General features: G+C 61.4%; 23 protein-coding genes and 1 other RNA gene. 16 read left to right on the forward strand and 8 right to left on the reverse strand.

Features of this window, described 5'->3' with window-relative positions; genetic code table 11:
* Positions 1 to 268: 268 nt before the first annotated feature.
* The 5 genes from RCCGE510_RS11485 to RCCGE510_RS11505 all read right to left on the reverse strand — a co-directional run bounded on the left by RCCGE510_RS11485 (position 269) and on the right by RCCGE510_RS11505 (position 5,440).
* A complete protein-coding gene (locus RCCGE510_RS11485; protein WP_037078364.1) occupies positions 269 to 1,174 on the reverse strand; it encodes a DMT family transporter in 906 nt (301 codons plus the stop codon).
* Positions 1,175 to 1,302: 128 nt separating this feature from the next.
* On the reverse strand, positions 1,303 to 2,520 hold the full coding sequence (locus tag RCCGE510_RS11490; RefSeq protein WP_007630065.1) for a lytic murein transglycosylase: 1,218 nt from the start codon (positions 2,518 to 2,520) through the stop codon (positions 1,303 to 1,305).
* 81 nt (positions 2,521 to 2,601) lie between these two features.
* Positions 2,602 to 3,399: a GH25 family lysozyme gene (locus RCCGE510_RS11495; protein ID WP_007630066.1), complete on the reverse strand. Its 798-nt coding sequence runs from the start codon at positions 3,397 to 3,399 to the stop codon at positions 2,602 to 2,604.
* A 125-nt stretch (positions 3,400 to 3,524) separates the two neighbouring features.
* Positions 3,525 to 4,199, reverse strand: coding sequence for a class I SAM-dependent methyltransferase (locus RCCGE510_RS11500; protein ID WP_007630067.1), 675 nt, complete (start codon positions 4,197 to 4,199; stop codon positions 3,525 to 3,527).
* Positions 4,196 to 5,440 carry a DUF3419 family protein gene (locus RCCGE510_RS11505; protein ID WP_007630068.1) on the reverse strand — a complete coding sequence of 415 codons (1,245 nt, stop codon included), beginning with the start codon at positions 5,438 to 5,440 and terminating at the stop codon, positions 4,196 to 4,198. The genes RCCGE510_RS11500 and RCCGE510_RS11505 overlap by 4 nt, the downstream gene beginning before the upstream one ends.
* A 190-nt stretch (positions 5,441 to 5,630) precedes the next feature.
* Between RCCGE510_RS11505 and RCCGE510_RS11510 the strand changes: the two genes are divergently transcribed.
* Positions 5,631 to 7,055, forward strand: a complete 1,425-nt coding sequence (locus RCCGE510_RS11510) for a serine hydrolase (protein ID WP_007630069.1) — start codon at positions 5,631 to 5,633, stop codon at positions 7,053 to 7,055.
* A gap of 31 nt (positions 7,056 to 7,086) precedes the next feature.
* Here the strand turns inward: RCCGE510_RS11510 and RCCGE510_RS11515 are convergent, their stop codons facing one another.
* From RCCGE510_RS11515 to RCCGE510_RS11525, 3 genes are all read right to left on the reverse strand, one after another.
* Positions 7,087 to 8,016: a lytic transglycosylase domain-containing protein gene (locus RCCGE510_RS11515; protein ID WP_007630070.1), complete on the reverse strand. Its 930-nt coding sequence runs from the start codon at positions 8,014 to 8,016 to the stop codon at positions 7,087 to 7,089.
* A 174-nt stretch (positions 8,017 to 8,190) separates the two neighbouring features.
* Positions 8,191 to 8,826 (reverse strand): LysE family translocator, encoded by a 636-nt coding sequence (locus RCCGE510_RS11520; protein ID WP_007630074.1) that lies wholly within the window; start codon positions 8,824 to 8,826, stop codon positions 8,191 to 8,193.
* Between the two features lie 57 nt (positions 8,827 to 8,883).
* Positions 8,884 to 10,095, reverse strand: a complete 1,212-nt coding sequence (locus RCCGE510_RS11525; protein ID WP_007630075.1) for a pyrophosphate--fructose-6-phosphate 1-phosphotransferase — start codon at positions 10,093 to 10,095, stop codon at positions 8,884 to 8,886.
* A 515-nt stretch (positions 10,096 to 10,610) separates the two neighbouring features.
* Here RCCGE510_RS11525 and RCCGE510_RS11530 point away from each other — a divergent pair.
* The 15 genes from RCCGE510_RS11530 (at position 10,611) to ftsW (ending at position 26,713) form a co-directional block, all read left to right on the forward strand.
* Positions 10,611 to 11,318 carry a DnaJ family molecular chaperone gene (locus tag RCCGE510_RS11530; protein ID WP_007630076.1) on the forward strand — a complete coding sequence of 236 codons (708 nt, stop codon included), beginning with the start codon at positions 10,611 to 10,613 and terminating at the stop codon, positions 11,316 to 11,318.
* On the forward strand, positions 11,315 to 12,076 hold the full coding sequence (locus RCCGE510_RS11535; protein WP_007630078.1) for an N-acetylmuramoyl-L-alanine amidase: 762 nt from the start codon (positions 11,315 to 11,317) through the stop codon (positions 12,074 to 12,076). The genes RCCGE510_RS11530 and RCCGE510_RS11535 overlap by 4 nt, the downstream gene beginning before the upstream one ends.
* A 261-nt stretch (positions 12,077 to 12,337) precedes the next feature.
* Positions 12,338 to 12,865 carry a lytic transglycosylase domain-containing protein gene (locus tag RCCGE510_RS11540; RefSeq protein WP_007630080.1) on the forward strand — a complete coding sequence of 176 codons (528 nt, stop codon included), beginning with the start codon at positions 12,338 to 12,340 and terminating at the stop codon, positions 12,863 to 12,865.
* A gap of 201 nt (positions 12,866 to 13,066) precedes the next feature.
* Positions 13,067 to 14,254 (forward strand): FAD-binding oxidoreductase, encoded by a 1,188-nt coding sequence (locus tag RCCGE510_RS11545; RefSeq protein ID WP_007630084.1) that lies wholly within the window; start codon positions 13,067 to 13,069, stop codon positions 14,252 to 14,254.
* A gap of 11 nt (positions 14,255 to 14,265) precedes the next feature.
* Positions 14,266 to 15,441, forward strand: coding sequence for an FAD-dependent oxidoreductase (locus RCCGE510_RS11550; RefSeq protein ID WP_007630086.1), 1,176 nt, complete (start codon positions 14,266 to 14,268; stop codon positions 15,439 to 15,441).
* A 53-nt stretch (positions 15,442 to 15,494) separates the two neighbouring features.
* Positions 15,495 to 15,892, forward strand: an RNA gene (gene rnpB, locus RCCGE510_RS32895) — RNase P RNA component class A.
* Positions 15,893 to 16,317: 425 nt separating this feature from the next.
* The gene (mraZ, locus tag RCCGE510_RS11555) at positions 16,318 to 16,755 is read left to right on the forward strand and encodes a division/cell wall cluster transcriptional repressor MraZ (RefSeq protein ID WP_007630088.1); all 438 of its coding nucleotides are present in this window, start codon (positions 16,318 to 16,320) and stop codon (positions 16,753 to 16,755) included.
* A gap of 17 nt (positions 16,756 to 16,772) precedes the next feature.
* Positions 16,773 to 17,798, forward strand: coding sequence for a 16S rRNA (cytosine(1402)-N(4))-methyltransferase RsmH (gene rsmH / locus RCCGE510_RS11560; RefSeq protein ID WP_007630090.1), 1,026 nt, complete (start codon positions 16,773 to 16,775; stop codon positions 17,796 to 17,798).
* Between the two features lies 1 nt (position 17,799).
* Positions 17,800 to 18,297 carry a hypothetical protein gene (locus tag RCCGE510_RS11565; protein ID WP_007630091.1) on the forward strand — a complete coding sequence of 166 codons (498 nt, stop codon included), beginning with the start codon at positions 17,800 to 17,802 and terminating at the stop codon, positions 18,295 to 18,297.
* Positions 18,297 to 20,057 carry a penicillin-binding protein 2 gene (locus tag RCCGE510_RS11570; protein WP_007630093.1) on the forward strand — a complete coding sequence of 587 codons (1,761 nt, stop codon included), beginning with the start codon at positions 18,297 to 18,299 and terminating at the stop codon, positions 20,055 to 20,057. Before RCCGE510_RS11565 ends, RCCGE510_RS11570 begins: the two co-directional genes overlap by 1 nt.
* A gap of 6 nt (positions 20,058 to 20,063) precedes the next feature.
* The gene (locus tag RCCGE510_RS11575) at positions 20,064 to 21,584 is read left to right on the forward strand and encodes a UDP-N-acetylmuramoyl-L-alanyl-D-glutamate--2,6-diaminopimelate ligase (RefSeq protein WP_037078369.1); all 1,521 of its coding nucleotides are present in this window, start codon (positions 20,064 to 20,066) and stop codon (positions 21,582 to 21,584) included.
* Entirely contained in the window at positions 21,581 to 23,014 is a 1,434-nt protein-coding gene (locus RCCGE510_RS11580) for a UDP-N-acetylmuramoylalanyl-D-glutamyl-2,6-diaminopimelate--D-alanyl-D-alanine ligase (protein ID WP_007630096.1), read from the forward strand. Before RCCGE510_RS11575 ends, RCCGE510_RS11580 begins: the two co-directional genes overlap by 4 nt.
* A 22-nt stretch (positions 23,015 to 23,036) precedes the next feature.
* Positions 23,037 to 24,137 carry a phospho-N-acetylmuramoyl-pentapeptide-transferase gene (gene mraY, locus RCCGE510_RS11585; RefSeq protein WP_003541415.1) on the forward strand — a complete coding sequence of 367 codons (1,101 nt, stop codon included), beginning with the start codon at positions 23,037 to 23,039 and terminating at the stop codon, positions 24,135 to 24,137.
* Positions 24,138 to 24,144: 7 nt separating this feature from the next.
* A complete protein-coding gene (gene murD / locus RCCGE510_RS11590) occupies positions 24,145 to 25,557 on the forward strand; it encodes a UDP-N-acetylmuramoyl-L-alanine--D-glutamate ligase (protein ID WP_007630100.1) in 1,413 nt (470 codons plus the stop codon).
* 1 nt (position 25,558) lies between these two features.
* A complete protein-coding gene (gene ftsW, locus RCCGE510_RS11595; RefSeq protein WP_007630102.1) occupies positions 25,559 to 26,713 on the forward strand; it encodes a putative lipid II flippase FtsW in 1,155 nt (384 codons plus the stop codon).
* Position 26,714 lies beyond the last annotated feature (1 nt).

Genomic DNA, 26,714 nt, shown 5'->3' on the forward strand with positions numbered 1-26,714 from the left:
CCCATGTCTGTCTCCTCGCGTTAACCGGCAGATAATATGTTGGAAATATGTCGCTTGGGAAGCAGAATCTATGCTGCGCTGCGGAAGGCCAGGGTGGATATGTCGAGGAGTGGTTCGGCAAGTCGCTGAAACAAATCGATTATTTCCAATTAATTTTTGTTCACAGATTTTAACGCGCCGTTAAATTAGGCGATTGCCGGTTTACCTATGCGCCGAAAACATGGCGAACAGGCAACCGGTTGAAAACATGCGGAATTCGCAACCGGCATCAGGTGGTCCTCAGCAGCAGGCGATAGGCCCGGCCATCAAGAATGACGAGGCCGAAACTGATCAGCGCCATGCCGGCGAATTCGCCAAGCGCGAGCCTCTCTCCGAGGAAAAGCACGCCGAGAAGGATGGCGCTCGGCGGCACCAGCAGGGTGACGAGCGAGGCGTTGGTGGCGCCGGCTGCCGCCATGATCCGGAAATAGAGGATATAGGCGAAAGCGGTCGATACCAGCGCCAGCGCCACCACGGCGAGGAGGATATCGAGCGGCGGCATGGGGAGCGTCCAGGGACGATCGGCCAGCATCGACAAGGGCAGAGTGATCAGCGAGGAGGCGGTCAACTGTCCGGCTGCGGTGACTGGTGCTGGAACCTCCTTGAACCGCTTGCCGTAGGTGGCGGCGAAGCCATAGGAGACGGCAGCGAGCACCGGAAGCAGCAGCGCCCAGAGCGGCGCTTCGCCGCCGGCCGACAGGCCGGGGCCGATCAGCACGATCGTTCCGCTCAGGCCGACGAGGCAGCCGGCGATCTTTGCCGAAGTCAGCTTCTCGTCGGATGTGAAATAGTTGGCGATGAGCACGGTCCAGATCGGCGTCGTGGCGTTCAGGATCGCAGCAAGGCCGGCACCGATGCGGGTCTGGCCGAAAAAGATCAGCGCATGCGGCAGGGCATTGTTGATGAGCCCGAGGATCAGGAATTCGCGCCAGCGGGCACGGAGGATCGAATAGATATCGAAACGGCCGGCGATATAGACATGCAGCGCCAGCGCTGCGAGCAGCAGCCTGAGGCAGACGAGGGTCAGCGGCGGCACATGCTGGACGGCGATACGGGCGAAGAAGAAGGAGCCGCCCCAGATCAGGCCGAGCAGAACCAGCAGGCCCCACGTCCAGGCATTCATTCTGCTGTCCACGCCGGTTCCTCCACCGCAAGCCGCTCGCCCTGCCTACCCTGGCATCAGTTCTCGGGCTTAATGCTTAGCGCAGACGGCGGACCGCGCCACCCGTTTCTTGCGAAGCGGGCGACGGAAGGTCTCGGCGATCAGAGAGCGTTGAGAAGGGCGGGCGTTGCCCAGCCGTCGGCCGGGATGCCGAGGCGCTGTTGCTCCTTCTGGATCGCGACGCGCGTGCCGGAGCCGAGAATGCCGTCGATCTCGCCGACATCATGGCCGAGCGACTGCAGTTTCGTCTGCAGCGCCTTCATCTGATCGTTGGCGAGCCCTTGTTCCGGCACGCCCTTGAGATAGGGCTCAGCGCCAGAGAGGCGCGTGCCGAAATAGGCGGCCGATGTCGTGTAGATGAACGACTTGTTCCATTCGAGATAGATCTTGAAATTCGGATAGGCGATGAAGGCCGGGCCCATGCGGCCCTGCGGCAGAACCAGGTCGCCTTCGAGGTTGCCGAAGGCGGCATTACCGTCGCGCGGCTTGACGCCGAGCGCGAACCACTCGCCAGCCTTCATCGTGCCGCCGAGGCCGGATTTCTCCCAGGGCAGGTTATCAGGCAGGGTGACTTCCTGCAGCCAGGGCTGGCCGCGCTCGAAGCCGAGATGTTGGATGAATTTCGCCGCCGTCAGGATAGCGTCCGGGCCGCTCTGCTTCAGGCGGATATGGCCGTCGCCGTCGCCGTCCATGCCGTAGGCGATGATGTCGCGCGGCAGCATCTGCACCTGGCCGATTTCGCCGGCCCAGGCGCCGGTATTGGTGGCGGGGTCGAGGTCACCGTGCTGAACCATCTCGATAAGGGCGATCAACTGCGGGCGAAAGAGTTCCGGGCGGCGGCAGTCATGCGACAGCGTCACCAGCGCGTTGCGGGTGTTGAAATCGCCCTGGACAGCGCCGAAATCGGTTTCCATTGCCCAGAAGGCAGTGATGACGCCGGAGGGAACGCCGAATTCCTGCTCGGCGCGGGCAAAGACGTCGGCATATTGCTTCATCTTCTGGCGGCCGATGTCGAGGCGGGCCTGGCTGACGGTACGTTGGGAGAATTCGAGGAAGGTCTGCTTGAAGACACCCTGAGCGCGATCCCGGCTCAGGACCTTGGGATCGATCTCGGCGCCGGCGAAGGCTGCGTCGGCAGCGGCTGCACTTGCGCCGGCTGCAACCGCATCTTTCTTGACGCCTTGGAGGAAGGCGGACAGATCGCCGCCGCAGGGCGCTGTAGCGGCTGTGTCAGGTGCCTGCTGGGCGGCCGCACTGCCGGCGAGGGCGAGGGCAAACAGAAGGGCGATTGCAGAGCGGCTTGCGAGCGAGCGGTGCATGGAGCGGTCCTTATATCAAAACAGATTGCCGTCGCTTTCACAGAGGAATGTGACGGAAGCAAGAAACATCATAAGACGTTACTAAGAATTTCTATCCTTGGAAACGGCCGCAACCCAATTGTTCCAGTTCTTTGCACTGCCGGCAAAGACATTGATATCCGTGGGACCGCTGATGCCGGGGATCACGCCGGTCGAGGTATATTGCCAGAAGGCCCAGCGGCGGTCGGAATAGGTCACCTCTGGATGTTTTGCCACCGACCGGACCCAGAAATGATAGTCCTGGAAGTAGCCGGCCAGATTGTCGCGGTGGAAATCGACCGAGGTGTAGATGATCGGGCGCTTGCCGTAATAGGCTTCCAGCCTATCCATGAAACGCTGCATTTCGGCGCGCACGGTTTCCGGATCGGGACGGAGGCGGCAGGTCTTCGATTCCGCATTCCATTCGACGTCGAGTACCGGCGGCAGGCGCATGGCCTCCTTCGGCACGTTGCGGATAAACCAGTCGGCCTGCTGATCGGCCGAGGAACAGAAATAATAGAAATGATAGGGCGCGTGCGGGATGCCGGCGGCGCGGGCCTCGCGCCAGTATTCGTCGAAGCGCGGATCGACCCTGTCCTTGCCTTCAGTCGCCTTGATGAAGGCGAAGGCGACACCGGAATTCTTCACCGTGCTCCAATCGATATCGCCCTGCCATTTGGAGATATCGATGCCATGGACTTGGTTCTGTTGCGGATGCTTCGGGCCGAAGTCCTGCGGATCGGTGTCCTTGAATCGCGTCTTCGGCTTGATCGATGCCGTTTCGAGATAGTCATAACCGGAGGAGGTGCAGCCGGCCAGCAGGATAGCCAGGGGCAAAACGCAAAACAAAAGCCGGCGCATGGGCGTCCCGTCGTAACTCGAATGATCTCTTTGCCCCACAGCCTGACCTTCGAAAAAGACGATTCGGCAGAGGATAACCCTCTTTTCACCATATCAACGTAAAAATTCGGTTAGTTTCAAGCGAATTATGAGCGCTTGCTGATAATGGCGGCCCGCCAGGCATAACCGCCGCCAACCGTGTCGAACAACAATCTCGCGTTGTTTTCATGGGCTTGCGCTTCCAGGACCTCGCGCAGATCGGGGCGCGGAGTGACGTGGAATTTCGCAAGCCATGACTGCAGCATGCGGCCGAACCAGCCGGGCAGGCCCTCCTGCTGGCCGAAATCGACAATGTGCAGCTGGCCGCCGGGGTTGAGCGCGGCGATCGACGCATCGACGGCGCGCTCCCAGTCCGGGATCATCGACAGCGCATAGGAGATCAGGATGCGGTCAAAGCCGCTGACGCCGAATTCGCGCGGCGTGAACGCTGTGGCGTCGGCGACGTGGAATTCCGGGATCGTCGCCTTGGTGGCGAAGGTCTTGCGCGCCGAAATCAGCATTTCCTGCGAAATGTCGAGGCCGAACAGCTTGGCGGTCGGGAAATGCCGATGGGCGAAGGCCATGTTTCGTCCGGTGCCGCAGCCGACTTCAAGCAGGGTGCCGCCCTCGGGCACGTCGAGATTGCGGATCGTGCTGTCGCGACCGAGAAGGTAATATTTGCGGGTCAGGTCGTAGATATGGCGCTGATAGCGGTACATGCCGTCCATCAGGCTGGCATGTTCGCCGCTTTTTCCTGCCGTCTCGGCGCCGACCTTGTTCACGCCTTCTTCCCGTAGATGTGGAAACCGCCATAGATTGCCGAGCGATCGAGCGCCGTCAGCTCACGCGACTTCTCCTCGAAGTAATCCCACTGGTCGCGGATCGAGGGAGACAGGCGCCCTTCGATGATGCTCTTTTCGGCGGCGGTGCGGAAGATCACGCGGGCGCCTTCACGCGCCGTGCGGGTGATTTCCCGCCAGACATCGTTCAACTGCTCGTCCGTCATCCAGTCTTGCGCGTCAAGCAGGATATAGCGGTCGCGCGAGGCGGCCGGCTCGCGGGCCAGAAGCTCGGTGAAGCTTGCATGGTGGACGTTGACGCGGTCGACGTTGGCGCGGATCACCTCGTAGTGCGCCGACTTCAGATAGGTCGGTAGCGGGCCTTCCTCTTGCGTGCCGTAGCGGCGGCCGAAGGCTTGCCAGGCGAAATAGTTGTCGTGCATCGGGAAATGACAGGCGAGCTTTTCCAGGCGGTGCTTCAGCACCGGTGCGATTGAATGATCGGCGGCGAGACTGGCGAGCTCGTCATATTGCTGCGGTGGAATGCCGAGGCCAAAGAGCGAGCTCTTGCGGCGGGTGATCCAGCGCAGCACCGGCTTTTCGAACAGCGGCGCGATCTGCTCTTCGAAGAACTGGCGCTGCTCTCGGATCGAGCGGGTCTTGGTCATCTCGCGCAGCTTGACGCCATGCAGGCGGGCAAGAAGATGGGCTGCGCCGATGAAGCGGCCGAGCAGGCCGGTTTCGTAGATGTTGCGGTCGAAGACCGTGACGCGGCGGCGGCCAAATTTGCGGCCGTTCCAATAGCTGCTGGTCGCCTCGTCGAGCTTGGCGGCGAGATGCTGGTCGTAGGCGCGGCTGTTGGACTTCTCGTTCGGCATCGCCAGGAAGCGGACGAGATCGGTATGGCCGGGAAGGTGCTTGAAGGCGGCGAGCTTCAGCCGGTTCAGTGCGATGTGGTGCGGGTTGAGATCGACGACGTCGATCGAGGCCGGCGCTTTGGAGAGATAGGCGAGCATGTTGCAGCCGCCGGAGCCGATGGTGACGATGCGATGGTTTGGCCTTAGTTCCATCGCCTGCATGTCGAGATCCGGATCTTCCCAAATCTGCGGATAAACGAGGCCGGAGAAGAGAAGGCCGAAAAGACGCTCGGAAAAGCCATCTTTCGAAAAGGCCTTGTGGCGGAGAAGGGCGTCCTTGAGTTTCCGGTTCTTGCGGAAGCCGGCATCCGGTGCAAATTCTGACATGAGTCTGTCACCTTTTTAGCGTTCAGGGCGTGTAGCGCGGCACTGCTACAGTTTGATGACGTGGGCTGTGGGTCGCCGTTCTCAGGGGAGATCGCCTCCTGGTAAAGTGATCGCTATGACGGCTCTTCTTCACTGCGGCCCCTTTCCGGCGGGTGCGATTCCTGCTTCTCTCCGGACATGGAGGAATGCCATGCGATTTGTCCTGCGTATGCTGAAGGCGCTTGCTCTCCTTGCCGTTCTCGTCGTCATCGCTGCCGCCGGCTGGCTTTTTTTCCAGCCGCCGGAACTGCTGCGTGTCGGCGACGGCTATGCCGCTAAAATCGTCTGCTCCAACGTCTTCATCGCCGGCCGGGAGGCCGAGGAAGTGCTCCGTGATGATGTCCAGGCGCCGGGAAATCCGCTCCTGCGGCTGGTGCGCGTCAGCGTCGACCGCGACGACGACCGTGTGACGGCGCGCTTCATGGGAATGTTTGCCCCAAGTTATGCGCTCTATCGCGGCGCTTTCGGCTGCACGAGCGTGCCGGACGGCAATTTCGAGGCGGCGGCGAATGCGGTACCTTTCGATGCGCCGGCCAGGGCGGAGGTGGACGGGGCGTTGTGGCCGGAGGGGGAGGCTGCCGGTGATCAACCGGACGGGAAGATCGCCGCGTTGCTTGCCGATGAGAGAGTTGCCGGCCCGGCCATGAGGGCGATCGTGGTGGTGCGCAACGGCCGTATCGTCGCCGAAACTTTTGGCGCCGGCTTCTCGGCGAAGACACCGCTGATCGGCTGGTCGATGACGAAAACGGTGAATGCTGCGATCCTCGGCCGGCTGATGCTCGACGGCAAGATCTCCTTCGACGATGATAATCTGCTGGCGCAGTGGAAGAGCGATCAGCGCGCCAGGATCAAGGTCTCCGACCTGCTCGGCATGGAGAGCGGACTTGCCTTCAACGAGGACTACGGCGATGTCGCCGATGTGACCCGCATGCTCTATCTCGATCCCGACATGGTATCGCTGCCGGCAAACGCCCCGATGGAGGCCGCACCCGGCCAGCGCTTCCGTTATTCGAGCGGCACGGCGGTGCTGTTGTCGCGTATCTGGATGGATCGGGTCGGCCATGCACAGGCGGCCTTTTCCTATCCGCACGACGCGCTGTTTTCGCCGCTCGGAATGACCAGCGCCGTGTTCGAACTCGATGCGCGCGGCACGTTTGCCGGAAGCTCCTATCTCTACGCGACGGCGCATGACTGGGCGCGTTTCGGACAGTTCCTGCTGCAGGATGGAGTGTGGAACGGTCAACGGCTGTTGCCGGAAGGTTTTGTCGGCGCCATGCGCACGCCGACGGCAGCGTCGAACGGCCGCTATACGCAGGGCCAGGCTTGGCTCGCGCCCGGTGGCTCGAGTGCCAAGTTCGGGCTGCCCGAAGATACATTCTGGCTGACGGGGCATGACGGGCAGAGCATTGCGATCGTGCCGTCCGCCAATCTGGTCGTCATCCGGCTCGGGCTGACGCCGAGCCGGCTCGGTTATCAGCCGCAGACGCTTCTCAAGGCGGTCCTGGCGACCTTGCCGCAACCGGGAGAGCCGCAACGGCAGGCCGGATCGCAACGGCAAGCCCAGCCGCAGCCATAGGCGGCTTCCGCCGTTCCGGTCGTTTTATTGTTTAATAGTTGCCCTGGGCGATGTCGGTCATGCCCTTGCGCTTGGCGTCGTAATAATAGCCGCGCGCATAGAGGCGCACGGCGTCGTCTTCCTTGCTGTCGGAGACGAGCCAGGCGCCGCGCAGATATTTCGCGGCATACTTGATATTGGTCTCGGCATCGAAAAGACCGCCCGGGGCGCCGTCATACCCCATGGACTTGGCAGTGTTGTATTTGATCTGCATGAGGCCGAAATAGCCGCGCTTGTTGTAGGCCTTGGCGTTGTAGCGGCTCTCGCGATGGACGATGCGGTGGAGCAGCGTCTCTGGAATTTGGTAGAGCTTCGAATATTTCTGAATGAGCTTGGTGACGAAGCTCTTTTCGACCGTCGGCGCATCGTCCTTGTCGTCGTCGCTGAACATCGGCGGCGCCGTCGGCGGATCGATCGGCCCGGATTCATCGAAGCCGTAGTCCATTCTGGAACGCGGCGTCGTATCGACTGCGGCAAGTGCCGCAAGCGCGCCGTTCTGCGGTGTCGCGGCAAAGGCAAGCTGCGTCGTCGGCTGTGCAGGGGCTCCCGGACGCGGTGTCGGCACTACGGACTGGATCGCCGTCATTTCGGGCGTCAGCGGGATTTGCGCATAGGCTGCCGGCTGTATCGTGAGATCGGCAGGCTGAGAGGCTGTCACCGTCGGCATCGCCGTCGCGGTCAGGGAAGGGGATTCCTGAGGAAGGGTGGCGCTGGCGACTGCCTGACCGCTTGTGCCTTCGGCTGTCGGAATCGCGGCAAGCGTGGCGTCCTCACCGGGTTTCGGCATCGGCACAACGGTCTGGGCGGCTGTCAGTTCGGCCTGGGATGTGTATTCGACGCTGGCGCATCCCGTCATCACGCCGCAGAATATCGTCGAAACGACAAGACTGCGTTTCAGGCCGGACAATCCGATCGCTACCATTCCGCCACTTTCGTGAAATCGCGCCGCCCCGGCAACGTATAAAAGTTACTAAAAACCTTAAGCCCTGGTGACCCCATTAACCTATTCGTGGCATTTCGGCAACCACGCAATGTTACTAGGGGAGCCAGATCGATTCATCATCGATCCGATCCATCAAATGCCGGGACTAAACAACTAGGCTGCAATGCGGCGATACCCGGCCGTTACGGCGCCTGCAGCGATCAGCAGGGTGCCGCCGGTACGGTTTACGGCGCGCTGGATGCTCGCTTTGCGAATCAGCCCGCGGGCGGTATGGGCGAGAAACGCATAGGTGGAAGCGTTGAGGATCGCCAGTACGAGGAAGGTGGCTTCCATGATCGCCATCTGACCGACGAAGGGCAGGGCCGGATTGAGGAATTGCGGCACGAAGGCGACGAAGAAGATGATGCTCTTCGGATTGAGGGCAGTGACGACATAGGCGTGGAGGAAGATCTTGAGCGACTTCTCTTCCGGCAGATTGTCGTTATCGGCAACCGGTTCGCCGATGATGGGAGCCCGCCAGAGCTTGATTCCCAGCCAGATCAGATAGGCGCCGCCGACCCACTTCAAGACGGTGAAAAGGGTGGCGGAGGCGGCAAGGATGGCGCCGAGACCAAAGAGAGACGCCGTCATCGCGGTGAAGTCACCCAGCGCCACGCCGCCCACCGTCGCAAACGCAGTCCTGCGGCCATGACCGAGCGCATAGGAAACGACGAGCAGTATCGTCGGCCCCGGTATGGCCAGCATGATGGCGGATGCGGCCGCAAAAGCGAGCCAAGCTTCAAGTGACATGGTGTCTCCTCCTATTCCTCGGGAACAAGCAAAGACATCATATTAACCATCCGTCAATCACGCTTCTTTGTATTTCTGGCCTATATTGTCCATCACTTCGGCAAACCATGCCGTCGAAAGGTCAAAAGCCTTGCCGCCCTTGATGCGCGGAAATTCTATAGTGCGCAATTTACCGTTCTGCGCTTCATCATGGCCGGTGACGCCGGAGACTTTGTTGAGCGCGCTTTCGACGGCGAGATCGACCATGCTCTGGATCAGCCTGAGGTCGTCGCCGTTGGCAGGCGCCGAGCGGGCGAAATAGCCTGATTTCTGCACGAGCGAACGTTCGGCGTTCAACAGGCTGGCGAACTGCTTCTGGAACCAGGCGCCGACATTGATCGTGTCGATCTTCACATGGCCAAAGGCGTCGCGCTTGACGGTTTCGCCGGCGGCTTCGCGCTCCGTGACGATGGCGTCGAGGCAAGCGCCTTCGGAGACGAAGACCGTGGCGTGGCCGTTGCGGTCCATGCTTTCCTTCAGGCGGGCGGCCTCGGCGTCGAGGTCGAAGGCCATCTCAGGCAGGTAGACGGCGTCGATGCTCTTCAGATGCGCGTTCATCATCAGGCCGTCGACATACTGGTTGCGGCTGGTGCGCTGGAGATAGGCGCGGGCGGTCGCCGCCGTCAGCCAGCCGCAATGGCGGCCCATGACCTCGTGGATGACGAGGGTGCGGGGGGCGGCCGTCTGTTCGTTGCCGACATTGTCGAAGAAATGCGCGCCGACTTCGGCGGCCGTCCAGGCGCCGAGCGACTGGCGGATCGGCACGACGTCGTTGTCGACAGTCTTCGGCAGGCCGACGACGGTGAGATTGTAGCCGTTGGCGGCGAGATAAGCGGCAAGGTCGGCGGCTGTGGTGTTGGTGTCGTCGCCGCCGATCGTGTGGAGAATGGTGATGCCGTCATTGGCGAGGCGTTCGGCGGCAATCCGCAGCGGGTTCTCGCCTTCCTTGACCAGGCCGCGCTTGACGCAATCGGCGGCATTGGTGAGCTTGACGCGGCTGTTGCCGATCGGCGAGCCGCCATAGCGATGCAGTTGCGGCGCCTTTTCGCGCATTTCGCGGCTGATCTCGATGCTGTCGCCGAGCAGTACGCCCTGGTAGCCGGACTTATACGCGACGATATCGAGGTCGGGGGCGATGTCGCTGTAGCGTTCGATGAGCCCGCCGACGGCGGAGGAGAGACAGGGCGCCAGGCCTCCGGCGGTCAGCATTGCAACTTTCTGCTTGGCCATGATCCCTCCTATGGCGTTTCGGTGCGGCGGCGTTAATCAGAGCGCGCGGCATCGAATGTGATTCCAGTGACGCGCTTTAGCTCTTTGTTTTCATGCATGTCATTATCCCGGAACCGCTGCACACTTCCAGGCGAATGCATGAGCGCATGGATGCGGCAGGGAAAGGGGCCTGTAAAGTAAAGAATTTACGAAAAATGTGCCTTTCTGTCGCGTGGCTACCGGAAGAGCTGATATAATCGTTTCAAGCCGGTTCTGACTGCCGAGAACTGTTGTGGAAATTGCCGGTCTGGCGCGCTCCGAAAGTTGGTACCCTAGCGATGCGGGCAATTCCGACGGTGTCGTAACACTCGTCTGATGCGGGATGAAGGCGGCTGCAATGATCCTTTGCTGCAGTGCGACAATTACAAAATCGTGAAAACTGTGTTCGGCCCTACGACCAATAGTCGCCTTGCAAAGGCTACGATTCTTTGGTCAAGCTGTTTGCATATAAGTTGACAAGCATGCGAGAGATTTCGATGTCCTTCTGGGAAAAACTGTTGAATGCCATTGGCAATACCGCGGGCAATGCGCTGTCTGCGGTGGTCGAGGCTATCCGAACAGTTTTCGAAGGTGATCCCGAGACCCGCCGTAAAGTGGCTTTCTCCGTGGCGATCATCGCGCTGTCAGCCAAGATGGCCAAGGCCGACGGCGTTGTCAGCGAGAAGGAGGTCGAAGCCTTCCGCGAAATCTTCGAATTCCCACAGGATCAGGCTAAGAACGTCGCCAGGCTTTACAACCTTGCACGACAGGACGTGGCTGGCTACGAGGCCTATGCCGAACGGCTCTCGACGCTTTGCGTCACCTGCGCGGCCAATTGCACCGTGCTGGAAGACGTGCTTGACGGCCTCTTCCACATCGCCAAGGCCGATGGGCTGATCCACGAGAAGGAACTGAATTTCCTCAGCCACATCGGTGAGATCTTCCAAATGAGCGAGACCCGCTTCGAGCAGATCGCCGCCCGCCATGTCTCCACAGGCGGCGATCCATACAAGGTGCTCGGCGTGTCGCCCTCTGACGATTTCCCGACGATCCGCCGCCGTTACCACGGCCTCGTCAGCGAACATCATCCCGACCGGCTGATCTCGCGCGGCGTGCCCAAGGAATTCCACGTGATCGCCAACGAACGCATGGCGGCACTGAATGCTGCCTATGCGGCGATCGAGAAGGAACGCCGCGCCGCATGACCTCGTTCGAGGCCGACTGCAGCAGCGCCCGGGTGCAGCCTTCGCCAAATCACGGCGAGCGGGCGGACGGGCGCCGCCCAGACATGATCCTGTTGCACTATACCGGCATGCCAAAGGCAGATGGCGCGCTCGACTGGCTCTGTCGCGCCGAAAGCCAGGTTTCCAGCCACTATTTCGTGCATGAGAATGGTGAGGTGGTGCAGCTCGTGCCGGAGGTGCGGCGTGCCTGGCACGCTGGTAAGAGCAGTTGGCAGGGCAAAACGGATATCAATTCGCTGTCGATCGGCATCGAGATCGCTAATGCCGGCCATCCCGGCGGACTTCCCGATTATCCGAAAGAGCAGGTCGCTGCGGTGATCGAATTGTGTCGCGACTGTGTCAAACGTTGGTCGATCGCGCCTGAACGGGTCCTCGGGCACTCCGATGTCGCCCCGATCCGCAAGGTCGATCCGGGCGAAAAATTCCCCTGGGCCGAGCTTCACCGGGCGGGCGTCGGGCACTGGGTCGAACCGGCAACGATCACCGGCGGGCGCTTCTTCCAGCGGGGTGACGCCGGCCAGCCCGTCGAAGCATTGCAGTCGATGCTGTCGCTTTATGGTTACAGCACTGAAATTACCGGCGAATTCTCTGAAAAGACGGCGGGTGACGTCGAAGCGTTCCAGCGCCATTTCCGGCCCGAACGGGTGGATGGCATCGCCGATTTCTCGACGATCGATACGCTGCATCGGCTGCTGTCGGCGCTGCCGCGTTATTCCTGAGCGGAAGAGTGGGATTTCCGGGCGGATTTCTCGCGATCAGCGAGAAAACCACCTCGCCACATCATTTCCCTATTATCTCCTCATTGCGATGGTCTAAGAACGCCCGCTGAACAGCGCTCGCGGCTTTTTCAAGTGTAACGATGAGCGCCAAATGAAACGATAAGAATTGCTGCGGAACACGATCAATCCTTGATCGCGTATAACCGGATGACGGCGAGGCGCGCAGTCCTGCAATTCTATGGGTCGGAGTGAATAGACTACATGAAGAATATGATTGTTGGTGCTGCGGCATGCGTTGGCATGCTGCTGGCGGGATATAGTTTTGCCTTGGCTGGGGATGACTGGGGTGCCAGGGCTGAAACCATCTCGTTGAAAACCGTCGATCGCCAGAGCGGTTATGCCATGCCGGATTTTTCCACGAGCACTCCCTATGCCGTGCTGATCAATAAATATGCCGCTGAATACAACGTGCCCGTCGCGCTCGCCCAGGCTGTCGTGCGTGTCGAGAGCAATTTCAATCCGAATGCCCGCGGCAGTGCCGGCGAAGTCGGCCTGATGCAGATCAAGCCGGCGACGGCGCGGATGATGGGTTATTCCGGTACGAAGAAGGGGCTGTTCGATCCCGAAACCAACATCAAATACGGGATGAAATATCTGGCGGCCGCCCATCAGCTCGGTGGCGGGCAGACGTGCAACACCATCCTGAAATACAATGCCGGCCATGCTGCTACCCGAATGAACCCGGTGTCGAAGACCTATTGCGGCAAGGTGCTGGCGATGCTCGACTGAGCTTCGCATGACCCGCTGGACGAAATTCCCTTCCGGCATTTTTGCTATATGAATCAGGACGCTCGCCGTGATATCCCCACCTGAAACGAGGTGGGCTACCTCGATACGAGGTTAGGCCACCTCAAGATGAGGTTAGGCCACCTCGAGACGAGGTTAGGCCACCTCGAGACGAGGTTAGGCCACCTCGAGACGAGGTTAGGTATGGCAGTCGACTTCAGGTTCATCATCATCGGACGCGGCATGATGGGTGCCGCCGCCGCACGGCACCTCTCGTCGATGGCCGACAGCATTGCGCTGATCGGCCCGCGCGAGCCGGAGCAACGCAAGGCCCATGACGGGCTATTCGCCAGCCATTACGACGAAGCGCGCATCACCCGCACTTTCGACGGCAATCTGGCTTGGGGAAGTTTCGCCGCTCGGGCGCTCGGCCGCTACCGCGAGATCGAGGCAAGGAGCGGCGTTTCCTTTTTTTCGGAGGTCGGTTGCCTCTTTACCGGTCCGACGCCGAAGGATGAGCAGGACTATATCAGCCAGGCGCTGACTGTCAGCCGGACGCTCGGCAGCGATATCGAGACCATCGCGCCGTCGGAACTTCGCCAACGTTTTTCCTATCTTGCCGTCGATCCAGATTTTACAGGATATTTCGAGGGCAAGCGCGCAGGGCACATTAACCCGCGGGCACTGGTGCGGGCGCAGACGAGGCTTGCCGAACAGGGCGGCGTCTCGCTGATCGAGGCCGTCGCGACATCGGTGCGCGATGCCGGCTCCCATGTCGAGGTGACGGCCGGAGGCAGAAGCTACAGCGCCGAGCGCGTGCTGGTCGCTGCCGGCGGTTTCAGCAATTTCCATACCCTGCTGCCGCGTCCCGTCGATACCAGGGTCCTGGCGCGCACGGTCGCCTTCTACGAGATCGGTGAGCGCGAGATGGCGATCTTCGGCGATATGCCGTCGACGATCGTGCTCGGCGACCGGGAGGAAGACCACATCTATATCCTGCCGCCGGTGCGTTATCCCGACGGCAAGACCTATCTGAAGCTCGGTGGCGACACCGAAGCGCTTTCCTTCGAAAGGTTGGAGGATGTCGGCACGTGGTTCCGTTCAGACGGCAATGCTAGCGAGCGCGATCATCTGTCTGCCATCGCCCTGCAACTGATGCCGGAGCTTGCCGGCTGCCCGGTTACTTCGGCACCCTGCGTGGCGAATTTCACGCCGACCGGTTATCCCTACGCCGGATTTACCCAATCGCCGCGCATCGCGGTGCTCACCGGCGGCAATTTCGTCGCGGCCAAATCCTCCGACGAGCTTGGGCGGCTGGGAGCGGTGCTTCTTACAGACGGGCAGCTTGGCGAGAAGGATTTCGGCCGTGAACTCACGCCGGTCTTTGCCTGAAAGGAAGCATCATGGCAGTCGATTTCAAATACATCGTCGTTGGCCGCGGGCTGATGGGGGCCGCGGCGGCGCGGCATCTGGCGCGGCAGACTGATGGCGTGGCGGTGATCGGCCCGGACGAGCCTGATGATCGCAAGGTGCATGAGGGCGTCTTCGCCAGCCATTACGACGAGGGGCGCATTACCCGCACCATCGATCCTGACCGAAACTGGGCGCTGCTCGCCAACCGCTCGATCAACCGCTACGGCGAGATTGCCCGCGACAGCGGCATCGAATTCTATCGCGAGGCCGGCTGCGTCGTCGTTGCGCCCGATGGAAGCGATTATCTCGAGAAAACCCGGCAGGCGGCCGTTTCGCTCGGCGTCGGGATCAGCCTTGTCGATGAGGCCGGGCTGAAGGCTGCCTTTCCCTTTTTCACCTTTTCTGCCGATAGTGCAGGTGTCTTCGAGGCGAGGGGCGCCGGCCACATCAGTCCGCGTGAGCTCGTCAAGGCGCAGTCGCTGCTGGCGGAAAAGGCAGGTGCCACCGTCATTCGCGACTATGCCGTCTCGATTCGCAGCGAGAGCGGATCGGCTGTCGTCAAGACTGCCGGCGGCCGGACCTTCCGCGCTGAAAAGGTGCTGCTGGCGGCGGGGGGATTTTCCATTGCGGAGAATCTGTTGCCGAAGCCGGTTGACATGACGGTTTATGCCCGAACCGTGACGCTCTTCGAGGTGAGCGAGGCCGATGCGGCGCGTTTGGCCGCGATGCCGTCGCTCATTCTCGAAGCGCCCGGCTTCCATATCTATCTGCTGCCGCCGATCCGTTACCCTGACGGCAAATTCTACCTGAAGATCGGCGGCGATCCCGACGATCTCACGCTCGGCGACGCGGCGGAGATGCGCGCCTGGTTCAAGACCGAGGGGCGCGATAGCGTGCGCGCCCATCTCCAGCATATCGTTGAGGGTCTCGTGCCCGACATGGTGCCGCTCTCGATTTCAACCGCCGCCTGCGTCGTCTCTCAGACTGCGAGTGGTTACCCGATGATCGGCTATACCTCATCGCCACAAATTGCGGTGCTGACGGGCTGTGCCGGCACCTCGGCCAAGAGCTCGGACGAAATCGGCCGACTTGGGGCCGAGCTGCTTTTGGCAGGCAGAATCAGCGAACAGGGCTACTCCACGGATTTCACACCGCAATTTCGCTAAATAAATTTTGATTTCGGTGGCAATTGCCATCTCTCTCGTTTATGGGAGCCCTGCCAGTTGGCTGGGCAGCCGCGCTTTATCAATGCCGAAAGGCGGTAGGGTGAGGAAAGTCCGGGCTCCACGGAAACACGGTGCCGGATAACGTCCGGCGAGGGCGACCTCAGGGAAAGTGCCACAGAAAGCAAACCGCCTGTCATGACAGGTAAGGGTGAAAGGGTGGGGTAAGAGCCCACCGCATCTCCGGCAACGGAAATGGCACGGTAAACCCCACCGGGAGCAAGACCGAATAGGGATGACGTGGCAGGCCGAAAGGCCTTCCGGCCGGTTTCCAGGCCAGTCATCCGGGTGGGTTGCGCGAGGCAGCGTGCGAACGCTGTCCCAGAGGAATGGCTGCCACGTTCCGGTTCACGCCGGAGCCATACAGAACCCGGCTTACAGGCCAACTGGCGATTAACTTTTTTGGCGCGTTCAAGCCCCGATTTCAGGAATCATTTCCAGGTAAGTTGCTGAAATCGAAAGTTTTCAAGTGGATGCTGATGCAATCCGCCTGTTGAAAATCTTTTTGCGAAAGCACCGTTGCGCGCCATCGCAAGAGGGCGATCCTAACCCTTTGTTAAACTTAACGGCTTATAAATTTTTGATCATGCGTCCACTGCAAAATGGGCGCATCCCATTGACGCCCATATGGTCCCATGCTATCCCAAATGCGCACTGCACCAGGGCAATCACCTGCCCATTCATCGCAAAGCAAAGGCGTCTTCCTCTCTGGAAGCGTCGGAGGGGTTTTCACTCATCCGGCTTGCGAAGCTGTGCCTGATATCGGGAGTTTCGGGCGTCTTTCGGTCCGGATCCCTGCGGGAACGGATGTTTCGTGTAATGAGCCGCTTCCTTTCGAACGCGACCAACAGGATCGATGCCAAGGGCCGGGTTTCCGTGCCTTCGGTTTTTCGTTCCGTGCTGGCGCAGCGCAATGTTCAGGAGCTCTATTGCTTCCAGGACTTTGTGTTTCCGGCGATCAGTGTCGGCGGTCCGGATCTTCTCGAAAGATTCGAACGGCAGATTGCTGCGGAGGATCCGTTTTCGCCGGATGCGAACGAGATGTCGCTTCTCATTCATGGAGGCGGGGTCTTCATGAAGCTCGACGCCGAGGGGCGGCTGATGGTCACGGATTTCATTCGCGGCTTTACCGGCATCTCGGACGAAGTGACCTTCGTCGGTCGGGCGGATCATTTTCAGCTCTGGCAGCCGCAGGCTTTTGTGGCTGCGCAGGCGCAGGCAAGAGGGGAGCGCAAGCTGGCGGGCAAGCGTTCCTGAAAGAACGAGGGAACGGAATGGTGGCGAATCCTGGCGGAGGTTCAACTGAAGCCGGTGGCGGACCGGTTCGTCACATTCCTGTTCTTCTCGATGAAGTGCTTTCAGCGCTGGCGCCTTCGCCCGGCAAGCTCATTCTCGATGGTACCTTCGGTGCGGGCGGTTACAGCTCGGCAATCCTTGCTGCCGGCGCCGAGGTGATCGCGCTCGACCGCGATCCGACGGCGATTGCCGCTGGCCAGGCAATGGTTGCCGCCCATGGCGGCCGTCTCAAGCTCGTTCATTCGCAATTCTCACATCTTGCCGATCATGCACAGCAAGGCGGACTTGACGGCGTCGTGCTCGATATCGGCGTTTCCTCCATGCAGATCGATGAGGCCGAGCGCGGTTTCTCCTTTCAGAAGAACGGGCCGCTCGACATGCGCATGTCGGCGGCAGGCGTTTCGGCCGCCGATGTCGTCAACCGCGCCAAGGTCGCCGATCTCATCCGCATCTTTCATTTTCTCGGCGAGGAAAGCCAGTCGCCGCGCATTGCGCATGCCATCGAAAAACGTCGCGACGAAAAGCCGTTCGAGACGACGCGCGATCTTGCCGGTCTCATCGAGCTCGTCACGCCGCGCAAGATGAAGGACAAGATCCATCCGGCAACGCGCGTCTTCCAAGCCTTGCGCATCTTCGTCAACGACGAGCTCGGCGAACTGGCGCAGGCGCTGTTTGCGGCGGAAGCGGCGCTGAAACCGGGCGGGAGGCTCGTCGTCGTCACCTTTCATTCGCTCGAAGACCGCATCGTCAAAAAATTCTTCTCCGACCGCGCCGGCAAGGCGGTGGGGTCGCGGCATCTGCCGGTCGCGCATGAGCGGGCGGCAACCTTTGCGGCGATCGGCAAGCCGATGGTTTCGGCGAGCGAGGCGGAGGCGGAGCTCAATCCGCGCGCCCGCTCGGCCAAACTGCGCGCCGGCCTGAGGACGGACGCTGCGGCTGAGGCCGCGGATATGTCGCTCTTTGGGTTTCCCAATCTCGCCAGTCTCGGAAAGCTTGGAGGTTGATATGCTGAAAACGTTCGATCTCGTGCTCATCGGCGTCATGACGGCCACCGCTGCCGTCACCTACACGATCAAGCATCGCGCCGAATTGAAGCTCGAGGAGGTTCATCGCCTCGAAGCCGAGATCAAGCTCGAAGAGGACACCATCGACCTTCTCAAGGCCGACTGGGCGCTGCAATCGCAGCCGAACCGTCTGGAGCGGCTGGTCAAGGCCTATGATGACGAACTGCAGCTGCAGCCGACGCAATCGACGGCGCTGGTGCATGCCAAAGAATTGCCGATGTTGAAATCCGAGGTTCCGGTGCCCGACGTGACGGAGGCCAAGGCCAGCGCAAAGAGCGCGACCGAGGCCAGCGCCAAGGGCGCGACCGAGGCCAATGCCAAAGGCGCGGCTCTTGCCGGGGCGACCGTTACGACGAAGGCGCAGCCTGTTCCAAAGCCCGCGCCCCGCGCCGAGCCGGAAGACGATGCAGATGAGATCGAAACGGGGTCGGTGGAATAATGTCGTTTCTTTCCCGCATAATGGTCTTGAAGAGCCAGGCGCATTTTTCCGCCGGCGTCTATAACCGGTTCGGCGGTCCTTCCCCTGCCGGCCTGGCGATCGAAGGATCGCGCAAGAAGAAATCAGGGCAGGCTAAAAGCCGCGTCGGCCTGCTGATCCTCGGCTTCATGGGTGTCTACGTCATTATCGGCGGCCGTCTCGTCGAATATGCAATGAAGGATCAGGAGGTCGTCTCCAGCATCCTGCCGCCCGATCGGCTGATGGCCTCGCGCCCCGACATTCTCGACCGCAACGGCGAAGTGCTGGCGACCGACATCCGCACCGTCTCGCTGTTTGCCGAACCCAACAAGATCGTCGATGCCGACGAGGCGGTCGAGAAGCTTGCGACGGTGCTGCCCGAACTCGACGTTCGAGACACCTATAAAAAGCTCTCGGCCAAGACCTCGCATTTCGCCTGGCTGCGCCGGCAGCTGACGCCGAAGCAGCAGAGCCAGATCCTGGCCCTCGGCATTCCCGGCATCGGCTTCCGGCCAGAGAAGCGCCGCTTCTATCCGGGCGGCTCGACCGCCGCGCACATCCTTGGCTACGTCAACATCGACAATCGTGGCGTCGCCGGCATGGAGAAATATATTGACGACCAGGGGCTTGCCGACCTCGCCTCGGTCGGTATGACCAGCGACCAGCCTCTCGAGCCGGTGCGGCTTTCGATCGACCTGCGCGTGCAGAACATCGTCCGGGACGCCGTCGTCAACGCCGTCAACAACTTCCAGTCAAAGGGCGCCGGTGCCGCTGTTATAGACGTGCATACGGGGGAAGTGCTGGCAATGGCTTCGGCGCCGGATTTCGATCCGAACGATCCGCAGCAAGGGGCCAAGGAGGGTTGGCTCAACCGGATGACCAACGGCACCTTCGAAATGGGATCAACCTTCAAGACCTTTTCGCTGGCCATGGCGCTCGACACCGGCAAGGTGAAGATGACCGATACGTTCGATGCCAGCAAACCGATCTATATCGGCGGCTTCACCATTCACGATTTTCACGGGCAGCGCCGCTGGCTGAGCGTTCCTGAGATTTTCCAGTATTCCTCGAATATCGGCACGGCGCGCGTCATCGACATCGTCGGCATCGACGCGCAGAAGGACTATCTGACCAAATTTGGCCTGCTGACGAAGATGCAGACCGAGCTGCCCGAAGTGAAGATGCCGAGCCAGCCGCGGGTCTGGAAGAAGATCAATTCGATCACGATTTCCTTCGGTCATGGCGTCTCGACGACAGCGTTGCAGACCGGGATCGCGGCAGCCGCTCTCGTCAACGGCGGCAAGCTGATCGAGCCGACATTTCTGCCGCGCACGGCCGAACAGGCCGATGAGGTCGCGACGCAGGTGATCAAGAAGTCGACCAGCGACCAGATCCGCTATCTCCTCGACGTCAACGGCTCGAAGGGATCGGGCCGCGTCGCCCGCGTGCCCGGCTTCGACGTCGGCAGCAAGACCGGCACGGCCGACAAAGTGGTGAACGGTCGTTATTCCGCGACGCTGAACTTCAATTCCTTCATCGCCGCATTCCCCATCAACGATCCCAGATATGCCGTGATCACCTTCTGCGACGAACCGAAAACCGGCGAGAAGGCCTATGGCGGAACGATCTCCGCCGGCACAGCCGGACCGATCGCCCGTGAGATCATCAGCCGCGCGGCCCCTATTCTCGGCATCGAGCCGAAATTCGGGGAGGGCGGATCGGCCTTGCTGGTGTCTTATTGAGTGTGAATGAATATCGACGCCGATTCGCGAGGGGTGAACCGGCTTCAAGAGAGAAAAGTGCTTTCGATGAAATTGCGAGACCTGGCCGGAGATCAGTTTCCGGAACTTGAAGCACAGCTCGACGGCCCGGCAGGCTTGCTTGATATTTCAGGCCTGTCTTCGGACAGCCGCCATGTGGCGCCAGGCAATGCCTTCGTCGCGGTCGTCGGCACCAAGGCGGACGGCGCTGGCTTCATCGCGGATGCCGCCGGCCGGGGCGCTGCCGTTGCGATCGCCTCTCATGCCATCGATGCCTCCATCCCGGTGCTTGCCGTCAAAGACCCGCGTCGGTTCCTTTCGATCGCCGCTTCGCGCTTCCACGGCCGGCAGCCCGATACCATGGTTGCCGTCACCGGCACGGCGGGCAAAACCTCCGTCGCCTCCTTCACCCGGCAGATCTGGGCGCATGCGGGTCATGCGGCCGCAATGATCGGCACGACGGGTGTCATCTCGCCGACGCGCAACGAATATGGTTCGCTGACGACGCCCGATCCGGTGTCGCTGCACAAGCTCTTGGCCGAACTTGCCGACGAGGGTGTCACGCATGCGGCGATGGAGGCTTCCAGCCATGGCCTCGACCAATGCCGGCTCGACGGCGTCAAGCTTGCGGCGGCGGCCTTCACCAATCTCGGCCGCGACCACATGGATTATCATCCGACCGTTGAAGAATATATGGCTGCCAAGATGCGGCTTTTCGATGTGCTGCTGCCGAAGGGGTCGCCGGCGGTGATCTTCGCCGACGATCCGTGGTCGGCGCAGGCGATCAAGGCAGCGACCGATGCCGGTCACGACGTTCGCACCGTCGGGCGCAAGGGCGATTACCTCTCCTTGAAACGTGTCGAACACTTCCGCCACAAGCAGACCGCCGAGATCCATATCGACGGCGAGATCTTCGAGGTGGACATTCCGCTGGCCGGCGATTTTCAGGTCGCCAACGCGCTGGTCGCGGCAGGGCTTGCCATGTCGACCGGCGTTGCGGCGAAGGTTGCGATGGTTGCACTCGAGAGGCTCGTCGGCGCGTCCGGCCGTCTCGAACTGGTCGGCCATACGAAAGATGGCGCTCTCGCCTATGTCGACTACGCCCACAAGCCGGATGCGCTGGAAAACGTGCTCGGCTCGGTCAGACCCTTCACCACCGGGCGCGTCGTCGTCGTCTTTGGCTGCGGCGGCGACCGTGATCGCGGCAAACGGCCGATCATGGGCGAAATCGCCTGCCGGCTTGCCGACGTCGTCATCGTCACCGACGATAATCCGCGCTCGGAGAAGCCGGCATCGATCCGGGCGGAGATCATGGCGACAGCACCCGGCGCCTCGGAAATCGCCGATCGCGGCATGGCGATCCGCGAGGCGGTTGGCATGTTGAGATCTGGCGATACGCTGATCGTCGCCGGCAAGGGGCATGAGGAAGGGCAGACGATCGGCAGCGTTACCCTGCCGTTCTCCGATCATGCGGAAGTGCGCAAGGCCTTGGAGGAACTGCAATCTTGAGCTGGCTCTGGACGACGGAAGATCTGATCGCAGCAATGGCAGGGCGCCCCTTCGGCACTCTGCCCGAAGGCATCACCGGCATTTCCATCGACAGCCGCTCAATTGCTCCAGGCGAGGCCTTCTTTGCGATCAAGGGCGACCGTGTCGACGGTCACGACTACGCATCGATGGCGATGGCAAACGGCGCCGCCCTTCTCGTCGTCAGCGAGGCGAGGCTTCCGGCCATGGGCCGTTTGACGGTGCCGATGATCGTCGTGGAGGACGTGCTCGCAGCACTTGGCCGTCTCGGACTTGCCTCGCGTGAGCGCTCCAAGGCCCGGATCATCGCGGTGACGGGATCTGTGGGGAAAACGACCACCAAGGAGATGCTGCGGCATGTGCTGTCGCCCTCCGGCAAGGTGCATGCTTCCGTCGCCTCCTTCAACAATCATTGGGGTGTGCCGCTGACGCTGGCGCGGATGCCTGAGGATACGGATTACGGCGTCTTCGAAGTCGGAATGAACCATCCCGGCGAGATCCGGCCGCTGGTGGCGATGATCCGTCCCGATGTCGTCATCATCACCACGATTGCGCCGGCGCATCTCGGCAATTTCAAGAACATCAAAGAGATCGCCGCCGCCAAAGCGGAGATCTTCGAGGGGCTCGAACCGGCTGGCCATGTCGTTCTCAACCGCGACAACGACCAGTTCAATTTCCTCGACCGCACGGCGCAGTCGCTCGGTATCGGGCATATCCATTCCTTCGGCCAGCACGCCAAGGCGGAATTCCGGCTGGCGGAATTCAACGGCTCGGATGAGAATTCGACGCTGTGGCTGACGATCGGCGGCGAGACGCTGGAGGCCGCGATCGGCGCGCCCGGCCGCCATATCGCCGAGAACGCTCTCGCAGCGCTCGGCGTCGTCAGGATCGTCGGTGCCGACATGGAAAAGGCGATCGAGGCGCTTGCGACGCTGAGGCCGGAAAAGGGCAGGGGCAAACGCCACCGGCTTTCGATCGGCAGCGGCAGCTTCATACTGATCGACGAGAGCTACAATGCCAATCCGGCTTCGATGCGCGCGGCGATCGCACTGCTGGCGGCTTCCGAGCCGACCGGCCGCGGACGCCGTATCGCCGTGCTCGGCGACATGCTGGAGATGGGCGAGTATGCGCAGAAGGTTCATACCGATCTCGCCGTGCCGCTGCTTGCGGCCGGCATCGAACATGTCTGGCTCGCAGGAGCAGAAATGGCTGCGCTGAAGGAATCGCTGCCGGAAAGCGTCCATGTCGAATATTGCGAGAACACTGGCGAATTGACGAATTATGTATTGAACTCGGTCGCACCAGGCGACGTGTTGATGGTGAAATCGTCTCTGGGCATCGGTTTCGGCAAGATCGTCGCCGCGCTCCTTGACAAGTTCCCGCCATTTTCCGACACGCAACGCGAACTTTGATCGGGTAAACAAGGGGCCCTGAATGCTAATCTGGCTTGTCGAACTGTCGGAATATTTTAAATTTCTGAACCTGTTCAGATATATTACCTTCCGCACAGGGGCCGCTCTGTTCACCTCGGCACTGATCGTCTTCCTGTTCGGGCCGACGATCATCAATTCGCTGCGCATCCGCCAAGGCAAGGGCCAGCCGATCCGTGCCGACGGGCCGCAGACGCATTTCAAGAAGGCCGGCACCCCGACCATGGGCGGGCTGATGATCCTTGCCGGCATCGTCGGCGCGTCGCTGCTCTGGGCTGATCTTTCCAACGTCTATGTCGTCGCCACTTTGCTGGTGACGCTCGGCTTCGGCGCGATCGGCTTCTACGACGATTATCTCAAGGTCACGAAGCAGAGCCATATGGGCTTTTCCGGCAAGGCCCGCCTCGGCATCGAATTCGTCATTGCCGGCATCGCCGTCTATTTCATGATGCGCACCGCCCTTGCCTCGGGCATTGCCGGTTCGACTTTCGGTTCTTCGATCGCCTTTCCTTTCTTCAAGGACTTCATGATCAATATCGGCATCATGTTCGTCGTCTTCGGCGGCTTCGTCATCGTCGGGGCCGGCAATGCCGTCAACCTGACCGACGGCCTCGACGGGCTTGCGATCGTGCCTGTGATGATCGCCGCCGCCTCCTTCGGCGTCATCGCCTATCTCGCCGGCAACGTCGTGTTTGCCAATTACTTGCAGATCAATTTCGTACCCGGCACCGGCGAACTCGCCGTCGTCCTCGGCGCCGTGATCGGCGCCGGCCTCGGCTTTCTCTGGTTCAATGCGCCGCCGGCTGCCATCTTCATGGGAGACACCGGGTCGCTCGCACTCGGCGGCACGATCGGCACCGTTGCCGTCGCCACCAAACACGAGATCGTCATGGCGATCATCGGCGGCCTCTTCGTCATCGAGACGCTGTCGGTGATTATCCAAGTCGGCTTCTTCAAGATGACCGGCCGGCGCGTCTTCCTGATGGCGCCGATCCATCATCACTTCGAGAAGAAGGGCTGGACCGAGAGCCAGGTGGTGATCCGCTTCTGGATCGTCGCCGTCGGCCTTGCCATGCTTGGCCTCTCGACGCTGAAGCTGCGGTGAGGCGGCGATGATCCCGGTCACGACGCTCAGGGACAGGAAGGTCGCGCTGTTCGGGCTCGGCGGCTCCGGCTTTGCCACCGCGCGGGCGCTGGTTTCGGGCGGCGCTGAAGTGACCGCCTGGGACGACAATCCGGACAGCGTTGCCAAGGCTGCGGCGGAAGGCATCAGGACGGAAGACCTTCACACCATCGACTGGAGCCAGCAGGCAGTGTTGGTGCTGTCGCCCGGCGTGCCGCTCACCCATCCGAAGCCACACTGGACCGTCGATCTTGCGCGCGCGGCCGGCGTCGATATCGTCGGCGACGTCGAGCTCTTCGTGCGCGAGCGCCGCGCTCATGCGCCGGATTGCCCCTTCATCGCCATCACCGGCACCAACGGCAAGTCGACGACGACGGCGTTGATCGCCCATATCCTCAAATCATCAGGCTACGACACACAGCTCGGCGGCAATATCGGCACGGCGGTCTTGACCCTCGATCCGCCGAAGGCCGAGCGCTATTACGTCGTCGAATGCTCCTCCTATCAGATCGATCTGGCGCCGACGCTGAACCCGTCCGCCGGCATCCTGCTCAACCTGACGCCCGATCATCTCGACCGTCACGGCACGATGCAGCATTATGCCGATATCAAGGAACGGCTGGTTGCCGGCAGCGATGTCGCGATCGTCGGCATCGACGACAGCCATTCGGCGCTGATTGCCGACCGCGTCGAGCGGGCGGCTGTCAAGGTAGTCCGCATTTCGCGCCGCAGCGTGGTGGCATCAGGCATTTATGCCGAGGGCACCAGGCTCATTCAGGCCACCGGCGGCGCCATGCTGCCCTTTGCCGATCTCGACGGCATCCAGACGCTGCGCGGCAGCCATAATGCGCAGAACGCCGCCGCCGCTGTCGCCGCCTGCCTTGCCGTCGGAGTTTCCGCCGACGACATTCGCACCGGCCTTGCCTCGTTTCCCGGCCTCAAGCATCGTATGCAGCCTGTGGGGCAGCGTGGCAGCGTCGTTTTCGTCAATGATTCCAAAGCAACCAATGCGGATGCTGCAGCGCCGGCCCTTTCGAGCTATGATCGCATCTACTGGATCGCCGGCGGCCTGCCGAAGGCTGGCGGCATTACAACGCTCGCTCCCTATTTCCCGCGCATCGTCAAGGCCTATCTGATCGGCGAGGCGGCGGCGGAATTCGCTGCGACGCTCGGCGAGGCTGTGCCCTACGAGATCTCCGGCACGCTGGAGCGTGCGGTCGCGCATGCGGCAGCCGATGCCGAGCGCGACGAGAGCAGCGCTTCGGCGGTGATGTTATCCCCGGCTTGCGCAAGCTTCGATCAGTATAAGAACTTCGAAGTCAGGGGCGATGCCTTCGTTGGCCACGTCGCAGCGCTTGACGGAATTGCGATGCTGATCGGTTCGGCAACAGGAGAGAAATGACATGGTAAGCCGCGCGGAACGTGGGCCTCTGGCCGATTGGTTCTGGACCATCGACCGTTTCTTCCTGGCAATGTTCATCTTCCTGATGGGCATCGGTTTCATGCTGTCGTTTGCGGCATCGCCGGCTGTTGCCGAGCGCATCGGGCTCGAGCCCTTCCACTTCGTCAAGCGCCATGCAGCCTTCATGATCCCTTCGATCACCGTCATGCTCGGGCTGTCGTTCCTGACGCCACGGCAAGTGCGGCGAACGGCGATCCTGCTGCTGATCATTTCGATCGCCATGATGGTGCTGGTGCTGTTCGTCGGGCAGGAGGTCAAGGGCGGCAGGCGCTGGATCTGGATCGCCGGCCTTTCCATCCAGCCGTCGGAATTCATGAAGCCCGCCTTCGTCGTGGTTTGCGCCTGGCTGTTTGCCGAGCATGCGCGCCAGCCGGAGATCCCCGGCAATCTCTTCGCCATCATCCTGTTTGCCATCGTCGCCGCCTTGCTCGTCGCGCAGCCTGACCTCGGCCAGACCATCCTGACCACGGCTGTCTGGGGCGGGATGTTCTTCATGGCTGGCATGCCATGGATATGGATCATGCTGCTTGGCATCGGCGGCGCCGGCGGCCTGCTCAGCGCCTATTACGTCTTCCCGCACGTTGCGCTGCGAATAGACAAGTTCATGACCGGTGAGGGCGACACGTTCCAGATTGACACCGCCCGCGAGGCGATTATCCGCGGCAGCTGGTTCGGCCAGGGACCAGGCGAAGGTATCGTCAAACGGATCATCCCGGATGCGCATACCGATTTCATCTTCTCGGTCGCAGCCGAGGAGTTCGGCATCGTCTTCTGCATAGCGCTGGTTGCGCTGTTCACCGTGCTGGTGCTGCGCGGTCTCTCGCATGCCTATCGCGAGCGCAACGACTTCAACCGCTTCGCCGTTGCCGGCCTGGTGCTGCAGATGGGCATCCAGTCGATCATCAATATCGGTGTCAACCTCGAGCTGTTGCCGGCAAAAGGCATGACGCTGCCGCTGATTTCCTACGGCGGCTCGTCCATGGTGGCGATTTGCGTCACCGCCGGCTTCATTCTGGCGCTGACGCGCCATCGACCGGAAAAACGTGCGCAGGACCGGAGCCTTTTCCGCGTCCCGCACGGCATGCCGGCGGAGTAGA

Origin of the sequence: Rhizobium sp. CCGE 510, from assembly GCF_000292525.1 — a bacterium.
In the GTDB taxonomy this organism is placed as follows: Bacteria; Pseudomonadota; Alphaproteobacteria; order Rhizobiales; family Rhizobiaceae; genus Rhizobium.